Raw genomic sequence first — 19,645 nt, 5'->3', positions numbered from 1 at the left:
GTTCATATGTTTTATTCAATTGTAGACCTCGTAGAACAAGCAAGCACGCAATACGAAGGAAACGTTGCAGAGTTAATGATTGCAACTGAATTTGAACTAACTGGTCGTGAACGAGAAGAAGTCCTACGATTAATGACCCGTAATTTAGAAGTGATGATTGATTCTGTAAGGTTAGGGTTAAATGAAAACCACTCTCGTAGTGGGTTAACCGGTGGGGATGCCGCAAAATTAGATCGCTATATCAAATCAGGAAAAACGTTATCTGACTTGACAGTCCTAACCGCAGCGAAGAATGCTATTGCTGTCAACGAACACAATGCTAAAATGGGACTGGTCTGTGCAACACCCACTGCAGGATCTGCTGGCTGCCTTCCCGCAGTTCTCACTGCAGCAACCCAAAAATTAGGGTTAAACCGTCAGCAACAATTAGATTTTCTACTGACAGCTGGAGCTTTTGGTTTAGTCATCGCCAATAATGCTTCTATTTCAGGTGCAGAAGGTGGTTGTCAAGCAGAAGTCGGTTCTGCTTCAGCTATGAGTGCGGCTGCATTGACACTAGCTGCCGGGGGAACTCCTTATCAAGCGAGTCAGGCAGTCTGTTTTGTCATCAAAAACATGCTTGGCCTCATTTGTGATCCAGTAGCAGGACTCGTGGAAGTTCCATGTGTCAAACGAAACGCAATGGGAGCCAGCTATGCCTTCATTGCTGCTGATATGGCCTTAGCAGGCATTGAATCAAAAATACCTGTTGATGAAGTTATTGACGCCATGTACCAAGTTGGTTCTAGTCTTCCGACTGCCTTTAGAGAAACAGCTGAAGGAGGATTGGCAGCAACACCAACCGGACGTAGATTACAAAAAGAGATATTTGGAGAATAACATGCAAGCCTTATTCTTTGACTTAGATGGAACATTAGTTGATAGTTCCAAGGGAATTACAGAGAGCTTTCAACATACATTCGATACTTTGAAGGTGCCTCAACCCGATCTCAAAACCATCCGTAGTTTTATGGGACCACCTTTGATTTCTAGTTTTGAAGCTACCCTTCCTGAAACTTTGGTAGATCAAGCCGTAACTATCTATCGCCAGTATTATCATGAAAAAGGTCAATACAAATCAACTCTGTTTTCTCAGATAGTAGAAGCTTTGAAAGCATTACAAGACGAAAACATTCCTCTTTATGTAACTACTTCAAAACATGAACCAGTTGCTTTGCAGATGTGTCAAGATTTAGGTATCGCTAAATACTTTAAAGGAATTTATGGATCAAATTCAGATCGTATCCACAAAGCCGATGTCATTCGATACGCCTTGTCAATCAATGAGCTTCCAAAAGAGGAGACAGTGATTATTGGAGACACAAAATTTGACCTCATTGGAGGTCAAACAGTTGGCATAAAAACCATGGCCGTCACTTGGGGATTTGGAGATCTTGAAGAGCTACTTCTTTACTCACCAGATTTTATTTGTCACTCTCCACTTGATATTCTTGAGACATTAAAAAAATAGGTTTACAAATTGTAAACCTATTTTTTTAATAACCCCAAGCTGATAAACCTTGTGAGCTATATGCATTGTATGCAGCCTGGATTTGATCATCAACTGTTGCAGTTGAACCCCAACCTGGCATTGTTTGGAACAAACCACTAGCACCAGAAGCATTTGCTGCATTTACTTGACCATTTGATTCACGGGCAATAATTGCTTCCCAAGTAGAAGCAGGTACACCAGTCATTTCAGCCATACGAGCAGCTGCATAAGATCCTTGTTCTCCAGCAGTATTCCCATTTGATAGAACAATTCCACCATTTGTTGATTGTGCAGAAGTCACTGCAGCATTTGCTGCATAAGTTGTTTGTTTTTGAGCAGTTTGTGCTGTTACAGTTGCTGTAGGTGCACTTTCAGCAGGTTTTGCTTGCTCTTGTGGAGCAACTTTATCAATCATAGATTTTGAGCGCTCACCTAACTCAATAATTTGTCCTGCATAGATCAAATCTTCATTGGTCAGATTGTTAGATGCAATAATATTTTCTACTGAAGTGTTATTTTCTAGTGCAATTTTTGATAGAGTATCTCCAGACTTCACTTCGTAAGTTTTAGCATTCACTGTAGCAATACCAGAAATGAAAAGTGATGCTGCTGAAAGTAGGGAAGTGACTGTCCATTGGAACTTTTTACTGTTCATGAATTCTATTCTCCTTTCGAACATAATTCTATCATACACACAAAATGTTACAGTTTATTGTAGAATATATTACAAATGTTACAAGAATATGTGAATTTAATGTAAAAAGCGCTTTGTATAGCGCTTTTTCCTTATTTTTGAACCAATACAACTAGCTCTATCCATTTTTTAGATAAAAAACTATCAACATGAGACACAGAATAACGAGCAATGCCAGGCTATCTTTTACTCCCCACTGCAGAGTCCGATAGCGTGTTCGTCCCTCACCGCCTTTGTACCCTCTCGCTTCCATCGCAATTGCTAATGCATCTGCGCGTTTAAAACTTGAGGCAAACAAAGGAATGAGGATCGGAATAAAGGAACGGATCCTTTTTAATAGATTTCCTTCACCAAAATCAACACCACGCGCCCTTTGCGCATTCATGATTCGATTCGTATCATCTACTAAGGTTGGAACAAAGCGCAAACTCATAGATAGCATTAACCCAATCTCATGAGCCGGAACCTTAATAATTTTTAGTGGTGTAAGGATCTTTTCAACAGCATCTGCTAAACTCAATGGTGTCGTCGTCACGGTTAAAATCGTCGAATAAAAAATGATTAAAATAAATCTACAAAATATGATGGTGGCTTGCATCAATCCTTGGTCGGTTAATTTAAAAAACCACCATTGATACAAAATAGTTCCTTGAGAGGTCGCAAATAATTGAAAAATAGTTGTAAAAGCAATGATAAAAATCATTGATTTTAAGCCTTTAATATAAAAACTAACCGAAATCCTCGTTAGATACATTAAAACAAAAATAAAACCAAAGAGAAGAACATTTGTCTGGATATTATTTGCCCAAAACAGAAGAAATATGAATAAAAACATTGAGAGCAACTTCCCACGAGGATCCAGTTGGTGGATAATGGAGTTTCCAGGAATATACCTTCCTAAAATCATATTATTCATGAAGTAACAGCTCCTTAAGTTCCTCAATTTTGATTGGTAGTCTGTCCAGAGGAAGTCCTCTTCGTTTCAATTGAAGAGCAAAATTCGTAATTTGTGGGACTCCTAATTGAAGTTTTTGTAAATACTCAACCTGTTGAAACACTTCCCTTGGGGATCCGTTTAGGACAAGTTTTCCCGCTTCTAAAGCAAATACGGTATCAGCAAAATTTGCTACATCATCCATCGTATGAGTTACCAGAACTAGGGTCATCCCATTTTTATGTAATGTCTCAAACAACACCATCAATTCCTTTCTTCCAGCAGGATCTAGCCCTGCTGTCGGCTCGTCCAATACTAAAATCTCTGGTTCGATAGCTAAAATACCCGCGATCGCAACCCGTCTCATCTGTCCACCAGATAGTTCAAATGGACTTTTATCATAGATAGACTCTTCTAAACCAACGATCGCTAATTTTTCTTTGGCTATTTCCTCCGCTTTATCCTTAGGTACCCCAAAATTTTGTGGTCCAAAGGCTACATCAGCTAGAACGGTTTCTGCAAACAGCTGACTTTCTGGAAATTGAAAAACCAAACCGACTTTTTTTCTCAGGTACTTCATTTCTTTTGGCTCAGAATGATTATCTAAAACAAAATCTTCAAATTGAATCGTTCCTTTAGTCGGACGCAGTAAACCATTTAGTAATTGCAACAAAGTAGACTTGCCACTACCAGTATGCCCGATAATGGCTGTATAAGATCCATCTTTTATTTCCAAACTAATATCAGAAAGCGCCTGCCCTTCAAAAGGACTTCCCTCTTGATAAGTATAATAGACATTCTTTAAAGAGATTCCCATAGTTGGTCTAATAACTCACTTTCTGTTAGATAATCCTGTTTTAGCGGAAAATGCGAGCTGAGAGATTCTTGAACCTGCTTACTAAAAGGCTTATCTAGTCCAATCTCATTGAGATCATTTCTTGAAAACAATTCCCGTGGCGTCATAGAAGACTCTAGTTTTCCTTTTTGAAACACGAGTGTTCGATCACTTAAGGCAATTTCGGTTAAATCATGGGTAATGGAGATAATTGTTAATTGAAATTTTTTCTGAAGTTCTCTCATTACCGCCATTAGATCCTCTCTGCCTTCTGGATCTAACATACTAGTTGCTTCATCAAGGATAATAATAGTTGGTCTCAAGGCGATAATACCTGCTATGGCCACCCGTTGCTTTTGACCACCTGACAAACGAGATGGTTCGCGATCTTTAAACTCCAGCATACCAACTTGCTCAATAGCCTTCTCTACTCGTTGAAGCATTTCTTCCCGTGGAATTCCTTGATTTTCTAAACCAAAGGCAACATCATCTTCTACTGTTGCACCAACAAATTGGTTATCAGGATTCTGAAATACAATCCCAATTTTACTACGGATTTCCCATATGGTTTCACGAGTCAGTTGTTTTCCATCAATGTAAATCTCACCAGACTCAGCTTCCAAAAGACCATCAATCAGGCGTACAACTGTAGATTTCCCACTACCATTGTGTCCAACAATCGAAAGCCACTCTCCTTGTTTCACGTGAAACGAAACCGTGTCAATTTGATACTCTTCTACTGTTTTATCGTATCGAAAGGATACATTTTTTAGCTCAATCATCTGTTTCATTTATTTAAATGTGTCTTTAAAGAGATAGCTACTTCCCTTAAAGTAGTCGTAACCAGAATAAATTGTAAAAATCAATGCAATATAAAGCAACACTTGCCCTGGAAGAGTCCAATGGCAAAGCAAAAAGATAATGGCAAACATTTGGCTAAATGTTTTAATTTTTCCAGGCATGGCTGCAGCAAGAACTGTACCACCTGTCTCAACAAGTAGAAGACGCAAACCAGTAACAGCTAACTCACGACAAATAATAACGGCTACAATCCAAGCAGGAACCATTTTTAATTCAATCATCATGATAAAGGCTGACATGACCAATAATTTATCTGCCATTGGATCGGCAAATTTACCAAAATTACTAACTACATTCCATTTTCGTGCAAGAAAGCCATCTAAATAATCTGTAATACTAGCAATTGCAAAAATAACTGCTGCTACAATATGTCCTAAGTAAGAATGACTTAAACTTAAAATGGCAATAAAAATAGGAATCATCACAACCCGAATTAATGTCAATGCATTAGGAATATTTTCTTTTTTCATACTTCCTCCAAAAAATAAACTATCTTTACATCTATTTTACAGATGCTGTAAATTTATAAAAATATACGATATAAATCACAAAGCCAAGAATGGCAAAACTCACTAGTAGATAATATAGGATTGGTAACCAGCTCGCTTTCTGTCTTAATTTTCTTGAATGAAGCTCTTCGTCATCTACAAGTATTTCTTCATCAAATAACAATTCTTTTCCTTCGCGAAAAGCTGTCAATAGAATGGACTCATCTAATCCCAAAGCCCATGCTAACTTTTTAAGATAGATCTGAGCGTAAAAGGGACTCGGTAATAGATCAAACTCATCGTTTTCCAACGCTTCTATATAAGGAATTTCAATAGCTGTCTTATTTGACACATCCTGTAAACTTAAGTGTAAATTTACTCTTGACAATCTTAACACTTGACCAATCGTTCTCTTCTTCATGTTTTCCCTTCTTGATACATTGTTTACTACTTTTGAAAAATCATATAGTCAACCATCTCAGCCTGGTCGATGAACTGACGCCCTAATTTGATGATATCTTGTAAACTAATACCTTGTAAAATCTTTGGAAGATCATAAGAAGTGCTACCGTCTGAAAAATATTCAAACTGAGTGGCACTATACTCAAGCGAATTTAAACCTTGTAAGAAATCACCAAACATTTCGCTTTTAATCGTATCCAAATGTTCCTGATTCACATCTGGATCCTTCTCGAATTGTTTGATCGCGGACCTAAATTGATGAGATAAGGACACCGGTTCTTGAGTATCCATTGTCAAAATAACGAAATGAAATAATTCCTCAACCTCGACTTCAAGTGTCAATGAGTTGTCAATTTTCCCAGCTTCGTATAAACTTTGAAACCGTTGCGAAGTCCAACCAAACATCATCGAAAATAGTAATTTCAACATCAATTTATAACGAAATATTTCCTCTTCCTTAATGATATCATTTCCTCGAATTCCAATTGCCAACTTAGGAGTAGCAACTTCCATTCTACAAGATTGATTCAATCTTACTTCATTTTTTTCTACAGGAAAACGTTCTAACTCCACAGATGGATGAGGAGGAACTAGATCATGTTTTTTTACTACTTGCAATACTTCATCAACATCAAAGTTTCCGATCACTAATAAGTGCATTTGAGAGGGATGATAGAATAGATCAAAGTTTTCACGGAGATTATCTATTGTAATGTCAGAAATAGACTCCCTAGTCCCAGCAATATCATCTGCTAACGGTGTTCCAGGATATAAATTTTCTAAAGCACCAAAAAATAATCGATAGTCTGGACTATCTTGGTACATTCCAATTTCTTGTTGAATGATTTCTCTTTCCTTAGATACAGATTTTTCTGTAAAGGAAACCTTTGAAACCATCTCCAATAACAATTGAATATTTTCAGGGACTTTTGAAGTTGTTGAAAAAAGATAACTTGTCTTTGTAAAGCTTGTAAAGGCATTACTTTCCGATCCTAAATGAACGAATTTTTTTAAATAATCTTGACCATTTTCATCTTCAAATACTTTGTGTTCTAGGAAATGAGCAATTCCTGCAGGATATTGCCTTTCATCACCATTCACTAGAATTCGTGTATCCACTGAGCCAAACTTAGTTGTGATTATTCCATAGGTTTCATAATAATCTTCTTTGGGAATTAAATGAATAGTCAACCCATTTGACAAGCGTGTAAAGTAAACTTGCTCACCAACCGATTCATAATATTTTTCTTTAATTTTCAATCTTTACACTACTTTCCTTCCATAAAATAAACAGACTGTAAATTAATTGTTTTTGCCACTTCAATAATTTCTTCTCTACTAACCTTATCGATGGATTCTAACCACTCTTCTAAAGAAAGCACTTTCGTTCCTAGGATCGTTTTCAGATATTCCCTTTCAATCAAGGTATTTTGCCGATCCTGTGCTAATAAGGTCGTATTCACCAACATTTCTTTTGTCAATTGAAGCTCTGACTCTGTAAACTTGCCTCGTTTTAAATCATTCAACTGTCTCATAATCAAGGTCATTACTTTCGTACGAGATTCCTTATCAATGCCTGCAAAAACTCTCATGAAGCCTGTAAAAATATCAAAATGGCTTGAGATGGTATAAGCAAGGCCTTCTTTCTCACGAATTATTTGAAAAAGTCTCGAATGTGAGAAAGCTCCCAGCATCCCATTTAATATAACTAGTGGGATATGGAGAGATTCTCCATACTGGGTAGAAAAATGATAACCTAATTCTAAAATAGATTGTTGGTTTTGTTTTTGCTCTAACTTTTCTCTAACAACATTTGTAAAAGGTTGCTGATAGGTGACAGACAAATTGTTATCACGTGGCTTGAATTCAAACTGGTTTACTCGATCCACAATAGCGAGCTCATTAAAGTCACCTATGAAAAAGAAGTCAATGTTATCTAATTGGAGCATCTGATGAAACTGTTCAAGAGAACTTTGAGCTGTTTCTTGTCTCACTAAATCAACTTTCCCCAATCTTGACATCCCGATTGTTTCGTCTTCAAAAAATAGTTGATTCAATTGCCCATGTGCATAATAATAAGGCTCTTCAATTTCTGACTCTAAATTGGAAATCGTATTTTTCTTTTCAACATCAAATGTATCACTGTCAAAGTGATCTTCTACTACCAAAGGTGAAAAGAAGATAGTTTCTATAATGTCCAAAACCTCATCAGTAAGAACATTTTTCTTGCTCAAAAAGTCATCGCGCACAAAGGAAATATTCAAATCAACATAATGAACACGCCCCCTCTTAGAGACTGAGGTTGACAATTCTACCCCGTATAGACTCGCTAATTTTTCACGGAATAATTGTGAAGTTGGATATTTTTGATTTGCAGTTTCCATCATACAGGCTACTAAAACACGCGCAGCCACGGTATTTTCATCTAATGGCGATGAAAAACGGACCTTAATTTTATTGGTTTTAAATTTTTTTGATTGAAGAAAGTGAAGATTCACGCCCTTTACTAATTCCATTTTCATCCTCGTTCTACTCAATAGTAACTTTCATTATAACACGAAATCACACTAAAATCCTAATTCAAACTGTGAAAAAGCTCCTCAAATCACTCAACATTCTCTACCCTAGAAAAACTAAAAATATGGTATAATAACACGCAAAGAGGTGAACTATGAATTACAAATTATTTGATGATTTTATTACATTACAAGCAATCTTAAAAGAACTCGGTATTATACAGAGTGGTGGTGAAATCAAAGCTTTTCTTCAAGAAAAAGAAGTCTTTGTTAATGGTGAATTAGAACAACGGAGAGGTCGTAAACTTCGTGTCAATGATCAAATTGACATCCCTGAACTGAGCATGACTATCACCATTCTTGAACCTTCTCAAGAAGAAATAGAGGGGCATCTTAAAGAGAAGGAAGAAAAGGAACGTGTTGCTAAACTTGTCAAGCAACTCAATCAACAACAAAAGAAACAACCGACAAAAATTAACAAAAAAGAAAAAGCGATTCGCTTTCCTGGTATCTCCTAATGTGGTTAAAACAGTTATCCATTCAACATTTTCGTAATTATCAAGAACTTGAAGTCGAATTTCATCCTGGATTAAATATTTTCTTAGGTCAAAATGCTCAGGGGAAGACCAATATTCTCGAATCAATTTATTTTCTAGCTTTAACCAGAAGTCATCGAACACGAAATGATAGAGATCTCATCTATTTTGAATCCACCGATTTTAAAGTTTCTGGTCAATTACAAAGAGAAACTGGTCCCCTTCCATTAGAAATTTCCTTGACACCAAAAGGTCGGATAACTAAGGTAAATCATTTGAAACAAGCCAAATTATCGAACTATATTGGCCATATGAATGTTGTCCTTTTCGCACCCGAAGATTTGCAACTGATCAAAGGATCACCTGCAGGCCGTCGAAAGTTTATTGACATTGAATTAGGTCAGATGAAACCTCTCTACTTATCCGACTTATCTCAATACAACCATGTACTGAAACAAAGAAATAGTTATCTAAAAAATTCGGAAAAAATTGATGCTACATTTTTGGAGGTCTTAGATTCACAACTAGCTAGTTTTGGAAGTCGCGTCATCCATCATCGGCTTGAGTTTATTAAAAAATTAGAAGCTAAAGCAAAAGAAAAACACACTGGACTTTCTGACAACAAAGAAGACCTATCAATTCAATATCAGTCAACTGTTTTTTCTGAAGAAGGAAATGATATAGAAGAGCAGTTTCTCTCTATGTTGGGAAAAAACCGTCAGAAGGATATTTTTAGGAAAACAACAAGCATTGGACCACACAGGGATGATTTAGCATTTTTTATCAATAATATGAATGCTACCTTTGGTAGTCAAGGCCAGCATCGAAGTGTTGTTCTCTCTCTAAAATTAGCAGAAATTGAATTGATGGAAGAAATCACAAGAGAAAAGCCTATTTTATTACTTGACGATGTTATGAGCGAACTTGACAATTATCGTCAACTTCAACTACTTGAAACCATCTCTAATAATATTCAAACATTTATTACAACGACCACTCTCGATCATTTAAAAGAACTGCCTGAAGAGTTGAAAATTTTTACTGTTCAAGCCGGTCATATCAAAACAGCATCTTGACAATGTTGTCAAGATGCTGTTGTTTTTATTTACAAATGTGTAAATTTATTGTGCCGAGTAATTAGGAGCCTCGTTTGTAATTTGCACATCATGAGGATGGCTTTCTTTCAATCCGGCACCACTCATTTCGACAAATTGTGCATGATCATGTAAATCTTGAATAGTTGCTGCACCAACATAACCCATACCTGAACGAATACCACCGATCATTTGGAAGACCATATCTGCTACAGAACCTTTATAAGCAACGCGTCCTTCAATTCCTTCAGGGACCAATTTATTGGCTTCATTGACAGAACCTTGGAAGTAACGGTCGCTAGAACCTTTCTTCATTGCTGCAATAGATCCCATACCACGGTATGTTTTAAATTTACGACCTTGGAAGATTTCTGTTTCACCTGGTGCTTCATCTGTACCTGCAAGCATTGAGCCAAGCATAACCGCATTTCCACCAGCTGCAAGTGCTTTGACTATATCTCCTGAATACTTGATACCACCATCAGCAATGATCGTTTTTCCATATTCACGAGCTACAGCGGCTGCATCATAAATAGCAGTCACTTGAGGAACACCAACCCCTGCAACAACACGAGTTGTACAGATTGATCCAGGACCAATTCCGACCTTAACTACATCTACCCCTGCATCAAATAATGCACGAGCACCTTCAGCGGTTGCAATATTTCCTGCAATCAAGGTACGATCTGGGAAGTGAGCACGAATTTCTGCGATCTTACGAAGAACACCCGCAGAATGTCCATGAGCAGTATCGATGACAATTGCGTCTGCACCAGCTTCAAAAAGAGCTTCTGCACGTTCAAAAGTATCTGAAGTAACCCCTACGGCACCAGCTACAAGCAAACGACCAAATTCATCCTTAGCCGCATTTGGGAACTCAATAACTTTTTCAATATCTTTGATTGTAATCAAGCCAGAAAGACGACCATTTTCATCTACCAATGGTAATTTTTCAATACGGTGCTCTTGTAGAATGCGTTCAGCTGTTTCCAAATCAGTTCCAACCGGTGCAGTCACCAAATTTTCACTTGTCATATGATTTGAAATGGGTTGATTGTAATCAGAAATAAAACGCAAATCCCGGTTTGTAAGGATACCAACTAATTTACGATTTTCAAGTGTTTCAACAACAGGAACACCACTGATTCGGTATCGTCCCATCAACTCATCTGCTTCTGCAATTGTATGAGACGGAGTCAAATAGAACGGATCAATGATAACCCCATTTTCAGAGCGTTTTACTTTGCGTACTTCATCTGCCTGTTGCTCAATTGACATGTTTTTATGGATCACACCAAGTCCACCAGCACGTGCCATAGCAATTGCCATTTGACTTTCAGTCACTGTATCCATAGCAGCAGTAATGATTGGGATGTTCAAGCGTAAATTACTTGCTAATTGTGTACTTAAATCTGCATCATTAGGCAATACGTGACTTTCTGCTGGAATCAAAAGCACGTCATCGAATGTAAACCCTTTTTTTAAAAACTTTGTGTCCCAATTAGACATTAGCTGGTTCCTCTTTTCTTTTTATTGAGCAAGGCTCGAATTTTTATTGTTAATATCATACCATTCTATTGCAATTTGTCAATCATTAATTGGTAATTATCAATGAACGGCAAAGAATTGTTCGCCATTGAATGAAGTCGTTTTATTTTTTAAAATAGGTAATTCCCATCGCTGATTTTACTTCATCCAATGTTTGAGCTGCTACATTTCGAGCACGCTCACTTCCTTTTTCAAGAATAGAGTAGACTTCACCCATATCCTTTGCAAACTCAAGTCGTCTTTCACGAATTGGTCTTAATTCACGATCTAAAATTTCTAAAAGATATCGTTTGGTCTTTACATCACCAAGTCCACCACGTTGATAATGTTCTTTCATTTCTGCAATTTCAGCTGCATCTTCTGGACGGCCAAATACATCCAGGTAATGAAATACCATATTGCCTTCGATTTTTCCTGGATCCTCTATTTTAATATGATCAGGATCAGTATACATACTCATCACTTTTTTCTTTAAAGTATCTGCATCATCAGCTAGGTAAATGCCATTATTCAATGATTTAGACATCTTAGCATTTCCGTCTAAACCAGGCAGGCGCCCTGCTGCTTCATTTTCAGGATAAATTCCTTCTGGTTCGACCAAAGTATCTGTGTTGTATGCATGATTAAAGGAACGAACAATCTCACGAGTTTGCTCAATCATTGGCTTTTGATCATTTCCTACTGGAACAAAATTCGCTTTAAATGCTGTAATATCGGCTGCTTGTGAAATAGGGTATACCAAAAATCCTGTTGGAATACTCTCACCAAAACCTTTTTGAGAAATCTCAGTTTTTACAGTTGGGTTTCTTTCAAGTCGCGCCAAAGATACAAGATTCATGTAGTACATAGTCAATTCTGCTAATTCAGGAATCTGACTTTGAATGAAAATCGTAACTTTTTCAGGATCTAGTCCAGCTGCCAGATAATCCAAAGCAACATTTCCAATAGATTCTACAATCGTTTTTGGATCTTTTGCATGGTCTGTCAAAGCTTGCTGGTCTGCTAGGAAAACAAACATATTATATTCGTCTTTATTTTGTAGCAAGACGCGATTTTTTAAAGAACCTACATAGTGGCCAATATGGAGTTTTCCTGTTGGTCTATCTCCTGTCAAAATGATGGGTTTTGTCATACTCTTCTCCTTAATCGTTATCCCTATCATTATAGCACTTTCTAGTTGAAAATGTTAGTCTATCGTCTATGTTTGTATCTAATTAATGCTTTACTATTCTGTAAACTTAATTGACACATCTGTAAAAAACAGATTGACAGTAAAAAAGTTGAATTTTCCCCTATTTTCTAGTAAAATGAAGACATTATAGAAAGAGGAGAATATCATTGCTTACAGTATCAGACGTCTCACTACGTTTTAGTGATCGAAAATTGTTTGACGATGTCAATATCAACTTTACAGAAGGAAATACATACGGTCTCATCGGTGCCAACGGTGCTGGAAAGTCAACCTTTTTAAAAATTTTAGCTGGAGATATTGAACCAACAACTGGCCATATTTCTCTTGGCCCTGATGAACGTTTGTCTGTTTTGCGTCAAAATCACTTTGACTATGAAGACGAACGGGTCATTGATGTTGTCATTATGGGAAATGAAAAGCTCTACAACATTATGAAAGAAAAAGATGCTATCTACATGAAAGAAGATTTCTCTGATGAAGATGGTGTCCGTGCAGCTGAACTTGAAGGTGAATTTGCCGAACTTGGTGGATGGGAAGCAGAAAGTGAAGCATCTCAATTGCTTCAAAATCTAAATATTTCAGAAGACCTTCATTACCAAACTATGAGCGAGTTAGCCAACGGAGATAAAGTAAAAGTTCTCCTAGCTAAAGCCCTTTTTGGTAAACCAGATGTCCTTCTTTTGGACGAGCCGACCAATGGATTGGATATCCAATCTATTACCTGGTTAGAAGATTTTCTGATTGATTTTGAAAATACAGTTATCGTTGTATCCCATGACCGCCACTTTTTGAATAAAGTCTGCACTCATATGGCGGATCTCGACTTTGGAAAAATCAAACTTTACGTCGGAAACTATGATTTCTGGAAAGAATCTTCTGAACTTGCAGCAAAATTACAAGCAGATAGAAATGCAAAAGCTGAAGAAAAAATTAAACAATTACAAGAGTTTGTCGCACGTTTCTCAGCCAACGCTTCAAAATCAAAACAAGCAACTTCGCGTAAAAAAATGCTTGACAAGATTGAACTTGAAGAAATTGTTCCATCTAGTCGGAAGTACCCATTTATCAACTTTAAGGCAGAACGAGAAATTGGTAACGATCTCTTAACAGTTGAAAATCTTTCTGTCAAGATTGATGGAGAAACCATCCTTGACAATATCAGCTTTATCTTACGTCCTGGTGACAAAACCGCCCTTATCGGACAGAACGATATTCAAACGACCGCTTTGATCCGTGCATTGATGGATGATATTGAATATGAAGGAACCGTCAAGTGGGGAGTTACAACTAGTCGATCTTATCTACCAAAAGACAACAGCAGAGATTTTGCAGGTGGTGAAAGTATTCTTGATTGGCTTCGTCAATTTGCAAATAAAGAAGAAGATGACAATACTTTCCTTCGTGGTTTCTTAGGACGTATGCTCTTTTCGGGTGACGAAGTTAACAAGTCTGTCAATGTCTTGTCAGGGGGAGAAAAAGTTCGTGTCATGTTGTCTAAATTGATGCTCCTCAAGTCAAACGTTCTTGTACTGGATGATCCAACCAATCACTTGGATTTGGAGTCTATTTCAAGTTTGAATGATGGATTGAAGAATTTTAAAGAATCGATTATCTTTGCCAGCCATGACCACGAATTCATTCAAACACTCGCCAACCATATTATCGTTCTTTCAAAAAACGGCGTAATCGATCGTATTGATGAAACCTATGATGAGTTTCTTGAAAATGAAGAAGTTCAAGCAAAAGTGAAAGAACTTTGGAGTCAATCATAAAAATAAAGAGCCCTGAAATAATGATTTCAGGCTCTTTCAGTAGAAATATATGAATAAAACAAAGATAAAAACATCCCTTTTTATAGTATCTTCTTTCCTGATTCCAGCTATCATGATGTTCTTTATTTACCTCTCACAAGGAATCTACTGGAACAGTGATACATCCCCCTTATTAGGAGATGGTTATCATCAGTATGTCATTTTTGATACCACACTTCGAAATATTTTACACGGGACAGATAGCCTATTTTACAGTTTTCAAAGTGGATTAGGCATTAATTTCTATGCACTCAGTAGCTATTATTTAGGAAGTTTCTTTTCTCCTCTTGTCTACTTCTTTAATGCACAATCTATGCCAGATGCTGTTTACCTCATCACTCTTCTTAAATTTGGAGCTATTGGGTTAAGCACTTATATTAGTTTACATGGAATGTTTTCTAAAATTCCTAGATCCCTGGTTCTTACCCTTTCAACCTCATTTGCTCTTATGAGCTTTGCTATTAGCCAAATTGAAATCAAAACTTGGCTAGATGTTTTTATCCTAGCACCATTAATTCTTTATGGATTCAAAAAACTAATTTACAATGAGGGAGAGATTCTCTACTTTATCAGCTTAACCAGCTTGTTTATCCAAAATTATTATTTTGGGTTTATGATGTCTATTTTTCTCATTTTATGGTACTTGACACAACTGTCATGGGACATCAAAGGAATTGGAAAACGCTTCTTTCATTTTGTGATTGTATCTCTTTTATCAGTTATAACAAGCCTTGTGATGTTATATCCAACCTTCTTAGATTTACGCACTCATGGAGAAAGTTTTTCAAAGGTTGACAGTATCTTTACAGAAAAAAGTTGGTATCTTGACGTATTTGCAAAAAATTTCATTGGAAGTTTTGACACTACTAAATATGGATCAATTCCAATGATCTACGTGGGATTATTTCCACTGCTACTAGCAATCACCTTCTTCTTTGTAAAGTCGATCAAGTTTTACGTGAAACTTTCTTATTTTATACTCTTGGCCATTCTTATTTTGAGTTTTCGTTTTCAATTATTAGATCTCCTTTGGCAAGGTATGCACGCGCCAAATATGTTTCTTCATCGATACTCTTGGATCTTTTCTTTGACGATTATTCTGATGGCAGGAGAAGTACTAAATCGAATAGAGGAGATCACTTGGATTCGTTTTAGTCTTGCTAATTTCCTCCTTATTCTAGGATTTGGAGCAACTGTCCTTTACAGCAGTCACTATAAATTTTTAGATGCTGTCAATTTCATTGTTACTTTTGAATTTTTAATCGCCTTCTATTTAGTCTGTTTAGGATTTATCTTAAAAAAAATACCGCCTAGACTTTTCTATCTTTCGATCCTGTTTTTCTCCATCTTTGAATTATCGGTGAATAGTTATTATCAAATGGAAGGAATTGCGAATGAATGGGTCTTTGCTTCTCGGTCGTCCTACGAACGCGACTTAAAAGCCATCCAATCCTTAGTAAGAGGGAAGACAGACTCTAATTATCGGACTGAGATTCTACAGCCACAAACGGGCAATGATAGCATGAAGTATGGTTATAATGGAATTTCTCAATTTTCATCTGTACGAAATACGGATGCTAGCTCGACATTGGACAAACTAGGATTTAAATCTGAAGGAACTAACCTCAATCTTCGATACCAAAACAATTCTATTTTAATGGATAGTCTATTTGGTGTTCGCTATAATTTAAGCCAACAACCTGTTCAAAAATTTGGATTTAAAGAGATTGCAACCAAAAATGGAGTCTCACTTTCAGAAAACGAATATTCCTTACCAATCGCCTTTCTGTCAGCAAAACCTTATAAAAATACTTCCTTTACGAATTTGACACTGGATAATCAGACACGATTCATCCATCAAATCACGGATGAAAAATATAAATTTTATAAGAAATTAAATATTCTCTCGCCTACTTCACAAAATACTACATCTTCGTTGCAAACTGCAAAAATTGAAGAAGATAGTCATCTATCCTACGCAAGTATTCAATATGAAGTAACGGTTCCTGCCCATAGCCAACTATATGTCAATGTTCCAAATTTACAATTTTCAAACGATGATCGGAAAGATATTGAAATCAGCTACAATGGACAGACCCAACGCTATACCATTGATAATGCCTTTCCATTCTTTTCAATTGGCCATTTTGACACAGAAGAAATAGTTACTATTCGTATGAGTTTTCCAGAAAATTCGACAGTCTCTTTTGATACACCAGAATTTTTTGCTCTGGATCTTGACCAATACACACAAGCTATCGCTAGCATTCGTCAGCAAGAAGTTGCTATTCACAAAAAGAAAAACAAATTGGTAGCAGCCTATAACGCAAATAGAGACACTACCCTTATTTTTACACTCCCTTATGATAAAGGATGGTCAGCTAAACAAAATGGAAAGCCTATCCAAATTCATCGCATCCAGAAAGGATTAATGGGAGTTCGTGTTTCAAAAGGATCCGGAACAGTCACCTTAACATTTGTTCCCCAAGGCTTCATTGAAGGACTCATTGCCTTTTTCGTTGGAATCATTCTTTTCTTCCTCTACGAATGGAGACAAATAAAAAGACGAAAAAGCTAAGGAACATGAATATCGTTCACTTATAAATATAAGGCTAGGATAATTGCCATCCTAGCCTTTTTTCAAAACAAAAAAACACCCAAATGGGTGTTATACTAGCTCCGCCAGTAGGACTCGAACCTACGACATCATGATTAACAGTCATGCGCTACTACCAACTGAGCTATGGCGGAATGAGATATAGTCCGTACGGGATTCGAACCCGTGTTACCGCCGTGAAAAGGCGGTGTCTTAACCCCTTGACCAACGGACCATATATTCATTTACAGAACATATTTCATTATATCAAAATTTAACTAATTGTCAAGCACTAAATTCTAAATTTTGCTCTTCAATTAATTTTTTGACACGTTTGATATTGCTTCTTGAGATTGGACAAGAATACCCTTCTTTCAACAACAACTGTTTTCTTTTCTTATCCATCCCAACGATCATACTTCTATTTACGATATAAGATTGATGGGGACTGAAATATCTCTCCTCCACATCTTTCTCCAAGACATCTGATAAACTTCCCGCAATTTCTTTTTGAAAATTTTTCCCAACTAAGTTTAATTTATAAGCCGAACCAACAGTCTCAATATAAAGAATATCCTTAAATGGAATTTTTATCTTTTTATCTTTAAAGTCATACTCAAAATAATCTGTCAAATCATCATTTCCAATTTGAATAGTTGTTAAATACTCAATACACTCCTTTATTTTTAATCTAAATAAATCTTCATTCAAATTTTTATCAATAAAATCCAAGGCAGATACTTTATAACGATAGGTAATAGAAGCGAATTCTGATTTTGTAGTAATAAAAACAATAATGGCATAAGGATTTGTTTCTCGTATTTTTTTAGCAATTTCTAGCCCACAATATTCATTGTCTTGGATATGAATATCTAGAAAATATAATTGGTGGATATCCGAATGTTGGATATAATTTTCAAATTCCGTAAGTTTACCGGTAGAAATCACTTCAAGTTTAATTTCTAATTCTTTAGCAATTTCTACAATATGTTTTTCTACCCGTATCTGTTGAGAGAGCTCATCTTCTAATAAAAAAATCTTCATTCTTGTTCATATCCTCCAATCTTCAAAACTTGTAAAAAACGATTTCCTTGCAATTCTGTTTCTAAAAACATCGTTCCATAATTTGCTAAGATTTTTCTCACATTATTTAATCCTAGTCCTCTATTTTCTCCTTTTGTCGAATAGCCTTCCTCATATATTTTTCTGATATCAAAAGTGATTTCATTTGTTGTATTATGAATCACTAAGTAAACAATTTTTGAAATAGAGAAAATAGCAACATGAACTTTCTTTTCTTCCGCTTCTTTTGAAGCTTCCAAAGCGTTTGTCACTAGAATCCCAACGATTCTCACGATATCTAATAAATCAACTGGTAGTTGCTCGATTGGTTCACTCGTTTCAAAGGTCATTTCTACCCCAGCATCTCTAGCATCCAACCAGCCACGAATCAAAATACTTCGTAATGCAGAATCTCTGATATTGACCAAGTTAAATCCTGATAATTCTTCTGTATTTATCTTTTTATAACCTTCTTCTAATACTTCTCTATGGATTCTCTGTATTTCTGAAATATTTTTTTCCTCAATAGCTAATGACATAGAAATAACTAAATTTCCCAAATCATGACGAAATCCCCTAACAATAGAATAGAGACTTTGAATTTCAGCCATATAGCGACTCATTTGTTGCTCAGAAAATTCTTTATACTCCAGTGCTAAATTTTTACGATACTGATCTCGCTCGATTTTCATATGGAATAAGCTGACTACAAAAAAGAAAAAACAAATCGTTGCCAACATACTCCCAAAATTTTTAAATTGCGCTTGTTCACTAATCCATAAAGCAAAATTAATCACTACAAAGATGGTGAAATAGACGCAGATGACCCTCTTTAAATATTTTTCAAATTCTTTCTCATAAAAAGGAGTGAAATCAAATTCAAATAAGTCAATTAACTTCAAAATGATTCCTAAAGAAACCAAACGAATACATATATTATAAACAATCGAGTGAGCTGCTACAAAAGCATCCCCTAACACTGAAGAGACAATTATCGTCAGAAAAGTTGCTGTTCCTTCAACCGCTAAATAAGTAAAAAAAGAATAAAAAATGGTGCACAAGTAATTCATCCGATTAGCATAATGATAATAAGGATATAAATAAACCGGCCATAAGAGCATATTTAAATCAGAGAGTCGAATATTTGAAACTAGAGTCACATCTAAAAATACTAAGAGACTTTCAAAAAGAAGAACAAAGGTGCTCAGCAGAAAGATAAATGAAAATTGATGTTCCTGATAGATTTTTTCGTCCACTAATGCAAACGTCAGAACAATGATCCCTCCTAAGAGAAAAGACAATACTAATGACTGAATCACACAAACTCTCCTACTTTTTTTCTATTTTATTATATTCTAGTATTATTAGAAAAAATAAAATTTTTATATACAAAAAATTATAATATAAAATAGACTAAAATTAAAGGGGATGGGTGAAATTGTAATGTTTTTAACGATTTTGTTACATGATTGAAAACTATTTTAC

The 19,645-nt window shown here is 36.0% G+C and carries 18 protein-coding genes and 2 tRNA genes; 6 read left to right on the top strand and 14 right to left on the bottom strand.

Features of this window, described 5'->3' with window-relative positions:
- Positions 1–6: 6 nt before the first annotated feature.
- On the top strand, positions 7–879 hold the full coding sequence (gene sdaAA / locus SM121_RS02335) for an L-serine ammonia-lyase, iron-sulfur-dependent, subunit alpha (RefSeq protein WP_003012869.1): 873 nt from the start codon (positions 7–9) through the stop codon (positions 877–879).
- 1 nt (position 880) lies between these two features.
- Complete coding sequence (locus tag SM121_RS02330) at positions 881–1,510, top strand: HAD hydrolase-like protein (RefSeq protein WP_003012751.1); 630 nt, start codon at positions 881–883, stop codon at positions 1,508–1,510.
- A 25-nt stretch (positions 1,511–1,535) separates the two neighbouring features.
- Here the strand turns inward: SM121_RS02330 and SM121_RS02325 are convergent, their stop codons facing one another.
- The 8 genes from SM121_RS02325 to yfmF all read right to left on the bottom strand — a co-directional run bounded on the left by SM121_RS02325 (position 1,536) and on the right by yfmF (position 8,321).
- A complete protein-coding gene (locus tag SM121_RS02325; protein ID WP_003010788.1) occupies positions 1,536–2,186 on the bottom strand; it encodes a LysM peptidoglycan-binding domain-containing protein in 651 nt (216 codons plus the stop codon).
- A gap of 157 nt (positions 2,187–2,343) precedes the next feature.
- Positions 2,344–3,141 carry an energy-coupling factor transporter transmembrane component T family protein gene (locus SM121_RS02320; protein WP_003010805.1) on the bottom strand — a complete coding sequence of 266 codons (798 nt, stop codon included), beginning with the start codon at positions 3,139–3,141 and terminating at the stop codon, positions 2,344–2,346.
- The gene (locus SM121_RS02315; protein WP_155172773.1) at positions 3,134–3,976 is read right to left on the bottom strand and encodes an energy-coupling factor transporter ATPase; all 843 of its coding nucleotides are present in this window, start codon (positions 3,974–3,976) and stop codon (positions 3,134–3,136) included. The genes SM121_RS02320 and SM121_RS02315 overlap by 8 nt, the downstream gene beginning before the upstream one ends.
- Positions 3,961–4,785: an energy-coupling factor ABC transporter ATP-binding protein gene (locus tag SM121_RS02310; RefSeq protein ID WP_155172775.1), complete on the bottom strand. Its 825-nt coding sequence runs from the start codon at positions 4,783–4,785 to the stop codon at positions 3,961–3,963. Before SM121_RS02310 ends, SM121_RS02315 begins: the two co-directional genes overlap by 16 nt.
- On the bottom strand, positions 4,786–5,325 hold the full coding sequence (gene pgsA / locus SM121_RS02305) for a CDP-diacylglycerol--glycerol-3-phosphate 3-phosphatidyltransferase (protein WP_155172777.1): 540 nt from the start codon (positions 5,323–5,325) through the stop codon (positions 4,786–4,788).
- 31 nt (positions 5,326–5,356) lie between these two features.
- Entirely contained in the window at positions 5,357–5,764 is a 408-nt protein-coding gene (locus SM121_RS02300; protein WP_129824954.1) for a helix-turn-helix domain-containing protein, read from the bottom strand.
- Between the two features lie 26 nt (positions 5,765–5,790).
- Entirely contained in the window at positions 5,791–7,065 is a 1,275-nt protein-coding gene (gene yfmH / locus SM121_RS02295; RefSeq protein ID WP_151379384.1) for an EF-P 5-aminopentanol modification-associated protein YfmH, read from the bottom strand.
- An 8-nt stretch (positions 7,066–7,073) separates the two neighbouring features.
- A complete protein-coding gene (yfmF, locus tag SM121_RS02290) occupies positions 7,074–8,321 on the bottom strand; it encodes an EF-P 5-aminopentanol modification-associated protein YfmF (protein ID WP_320911304.1) in 1,248 nt (415 codons plus the stop codon).
- Positions 8,322–8,476: 155 nt separating this feature from the next.
- On the opposite strand from yfmF, the gene yaaA reads away from it, so the two are divergent.
- Both yaaA and recF read left to right on the top strand, forming a co-directional pair.
- The gene (gene yaaA, locus SM121_RS02285; RefSeq protein ID WP_151379382.1) at positions 8,477–8,839 is read left to right on the top strand and encodes a S4 domain-containing protein YaaA; all 363 of its coding nucleotides are present in this window, start codon (positions 8,477–8,479) and stop codon (positions 8,837–8,839) included.
- Positions 8,839–9,933 (top strand): DNA replication/repair protein RecF, encoded by a 1,095-nt coding sequence (gene recF / locus SM121_RS02280; RefSeq protein ID WP_003010813.1) that lies wholly within the window; start codon positions 8,839–8,841, stop codon positions 9,931–9,933. The genes yaaA and recF overlap by 1 nt, the downstream gene beginning before the upstream one ends.
- A 45-nt stretch (positions 9,934–9,978) precedes the next feature.
- Here the strand turns inward: recF and guaB are convergent, their stop codons facing one another.
- Positions 9,979–11,460, bottom strand: coding sequence for an IMP dehydrogenase (gene guaB / locus SM121_RS02275; protein WP_003009220.1), 1,482 nt, complete (start codon positions 11,458–11,460; stop codon positions 9,979–9,981).
- A gap of 142 nt (positions 11,461–11,602) precedes the next feature.
- On the bottom strand, positions 11,603–12,631 hold the full coding sequence (gene trpS, locus SM121_RS02270) for a tryptophan--tRNA ligase (RefSeq protein WP_320911055.1): 1,029 nt from the start codon (positions 12,629–12,631) through the stop codon (positions 11,603–11,605).
- Positions 12,632–12,837: 206 nt separating this feature from the next.
- On the opposite strand from trpS, the gene SM121_RS02265 reads away from it, so the two are divergent.
- Together SM121_RS02265 and SM121_RS02260 are read left to right on the top strand one after the other, a co-directional pair.
- Entirely contained in the window at positions 12,838–14,463 is a 1,626-nt protein-coding gene (locus SM121_RS02265; protein ID WP_151379381.1) for an ATP-binding cassette domain-containing protein, read from the top strand.
- A gap of 49 nt (positions 14,464–14,512) precedes the next feature.
- The gene (locus tag SM121_RS02260) at positions 14,513–17,080 is read left to right on the top strand and encodes a YfhO family protein (protein ID WP_320911054.1); all 2,568 of its coding nucleotides are present in this window, start codon (positions 14,513–14,515) and stop codon (positions 17,078–17,080) included.
- Between the two features lie 99 nt (positions 17,081–17,179).
- On the opposite strand, the gene SM121_RS02255 is transcribed toward SM121_RS02260, so the two are convergent.
- From SM121_RS02255 to SM121_RS02240, 4 genes are all read right to left on the bottom strand, one after another.
- Positions 17,180–17,253 (bottom strand) — tRNA-Asn (locus tag SM121_RS02255).
- A gap of 8 nt (positions 17,254–17,261) precedes the next feature.
- Positions 17,262–17,333, bottom strand: a tRNA-Glu gene (locus SM121_RS02250).
- Between the two features lie 50 nt (positions 17,334–17,383).
- Positions 17,384–18,142: a response regulator transcription factor gene (locus tag SM121_RS02245; RefSeq protein ID WP_151379380.1), complete on the bottom strand. Its 759-nt coding sequence runs from the start codon at positions 18,140–18,142 to the stop codon at positions 17,384–17,386.
- Positions 18,139–19,479, bottom strand: a complete 1,341-nt coding sequence (locus SM121_RS02240; protein ID WP_270300096.1) for a sensor histidine kinase — start codon at positions 19,477–19,479, stop codon at positions 18,139–18,141. Before SM121_RS02240 ends, SM121_RS02245 begins: the two co-directional genes overlap by 4 nt.
- Between the last annotated feature and the right edge of the window lie 166 nt (positions 19,480–19,645).

This window comes from Streptococcus sp. S1 (assembly GCF_034137685.1).
Taxonomy (GTDB): Bacteria; Bacillota; Bacilli; order Lactobacillales; family Streptococcaceae; genus Streptococcus; species Streptococcus dentalis.
Note: the sequence above shows the minus strand (reverse complement) of the source record. Positions and strands in the feature narration are given on the sequence as shown.

What these genes read in the sequence shown, in the direction of transcription:
- guaB (WP_003009220.1), bottom strand. Translation starts at nt 11,460, where the DNA reads ATGTCTAATTGGGACACAAAGTTTTTAAAAAAAGGGTTTACATTCGAT.
- trpS (WP_320911055.1), bottom strand. Translation starts at nt 12,631, where the DNA reads ATGACAAAACCCATCATTTTGACAGGAGATAGACCAACAGGAAAACTC.
- yaaA (WP_151379382.1), top strand. Translation starts at nt 8,477, where the DNA reads ATGAATTACAAATTATTTGATGATTTTATTACATTACAAGCAATCTTA.
- yfmF (WP_320911304.1), bottom strand. Translation starts at nt 8,321, where the DNA reads ATGGAATTAGTAAAGGGCGTGAATCTTCACTTTCTTCAATCAAAAAAA.
- recF (WP_003010813.1), top strand. Translation starts at nt 8,839, where the DNA reads ATGTGGTTAAAACAGTTATCCATTCAACATTTTCGTAATTATCAAGAA.
- SM121_RS02300 (WP_129824954.1), bottom strand. Translation starts at nt 5,764, where the DNA reads ATGAAGAAGAGAACGATTGGTCAAGTGTTAAGATTGTCAAGAGTAAAT.
- SM121_RS02315 (WP_155172773.1), bottom strand. Translation starts at nt 3,976, where the DNA reads ATGGGAATCTCTTTAAAGAATGTCTATTATACTTATCAAGAGGGAAGT.
- SM121_RS02310 (WP_155172775.1), bottom strand. Translation starts at nt 4,785, where the DNA reads ATGAAACAGATGATTGAGCTAAAAAATGTATCCTTTCGATACGATAAA.
- SM121_RS02320 (WP_003010805.1), bottom strand. Translation starts at nt 3,141, where the DNA reads ATGAATAATATGATTTTAGGAAGGTATATTCCTGGAAACTCCATTATC.
- pgsA (WP_155172777.1), bottom strand. Translation starts at nt 5,325, where the DNA reads ATGAAAAAAGAAAATATTCCTAATGCATTGACATTAATTCGGGTTGTG.
- SM121_RS02330 (WP_003012751.1), top strand. Translation starts at nt 881, where the DNA reads ATGCAAGCCTTATTCTTTGACTTAGATGGAACATTAGTTGATAGTTCC.
- SM121_RS02325 (WP_003010788.1), bottom strand. Translation starts at nt 2,186, where the DNA reads ATGAACAGTAAAAAGTTCCAATGGACAGTCACTTCCCTACTTTCAGCA.
- SM121_RS02245 (WP_151379380.1), bottom strand. Translation starts at nt 18,142, where the DNA reads ATGAAGATTTTTTTATTAGAAGATGAGCTCTCTCAACAGATACGGGTA.
- sdaAA (WP_003012869.1), top strand. Translation starts at nt 7, where the DNA reads ATGTTTTATTCAATTGTAGACCTCGTAGAACAAGCAAGCACGCAATAC.
- SM121_RS02260 (WP_320911054.1), top strand. Translation starts at nt 14,513, where the DNA reads ATGAATAAAACAAAGATAAAAACATCCCTTTTTATAGTATCTTCTTTC.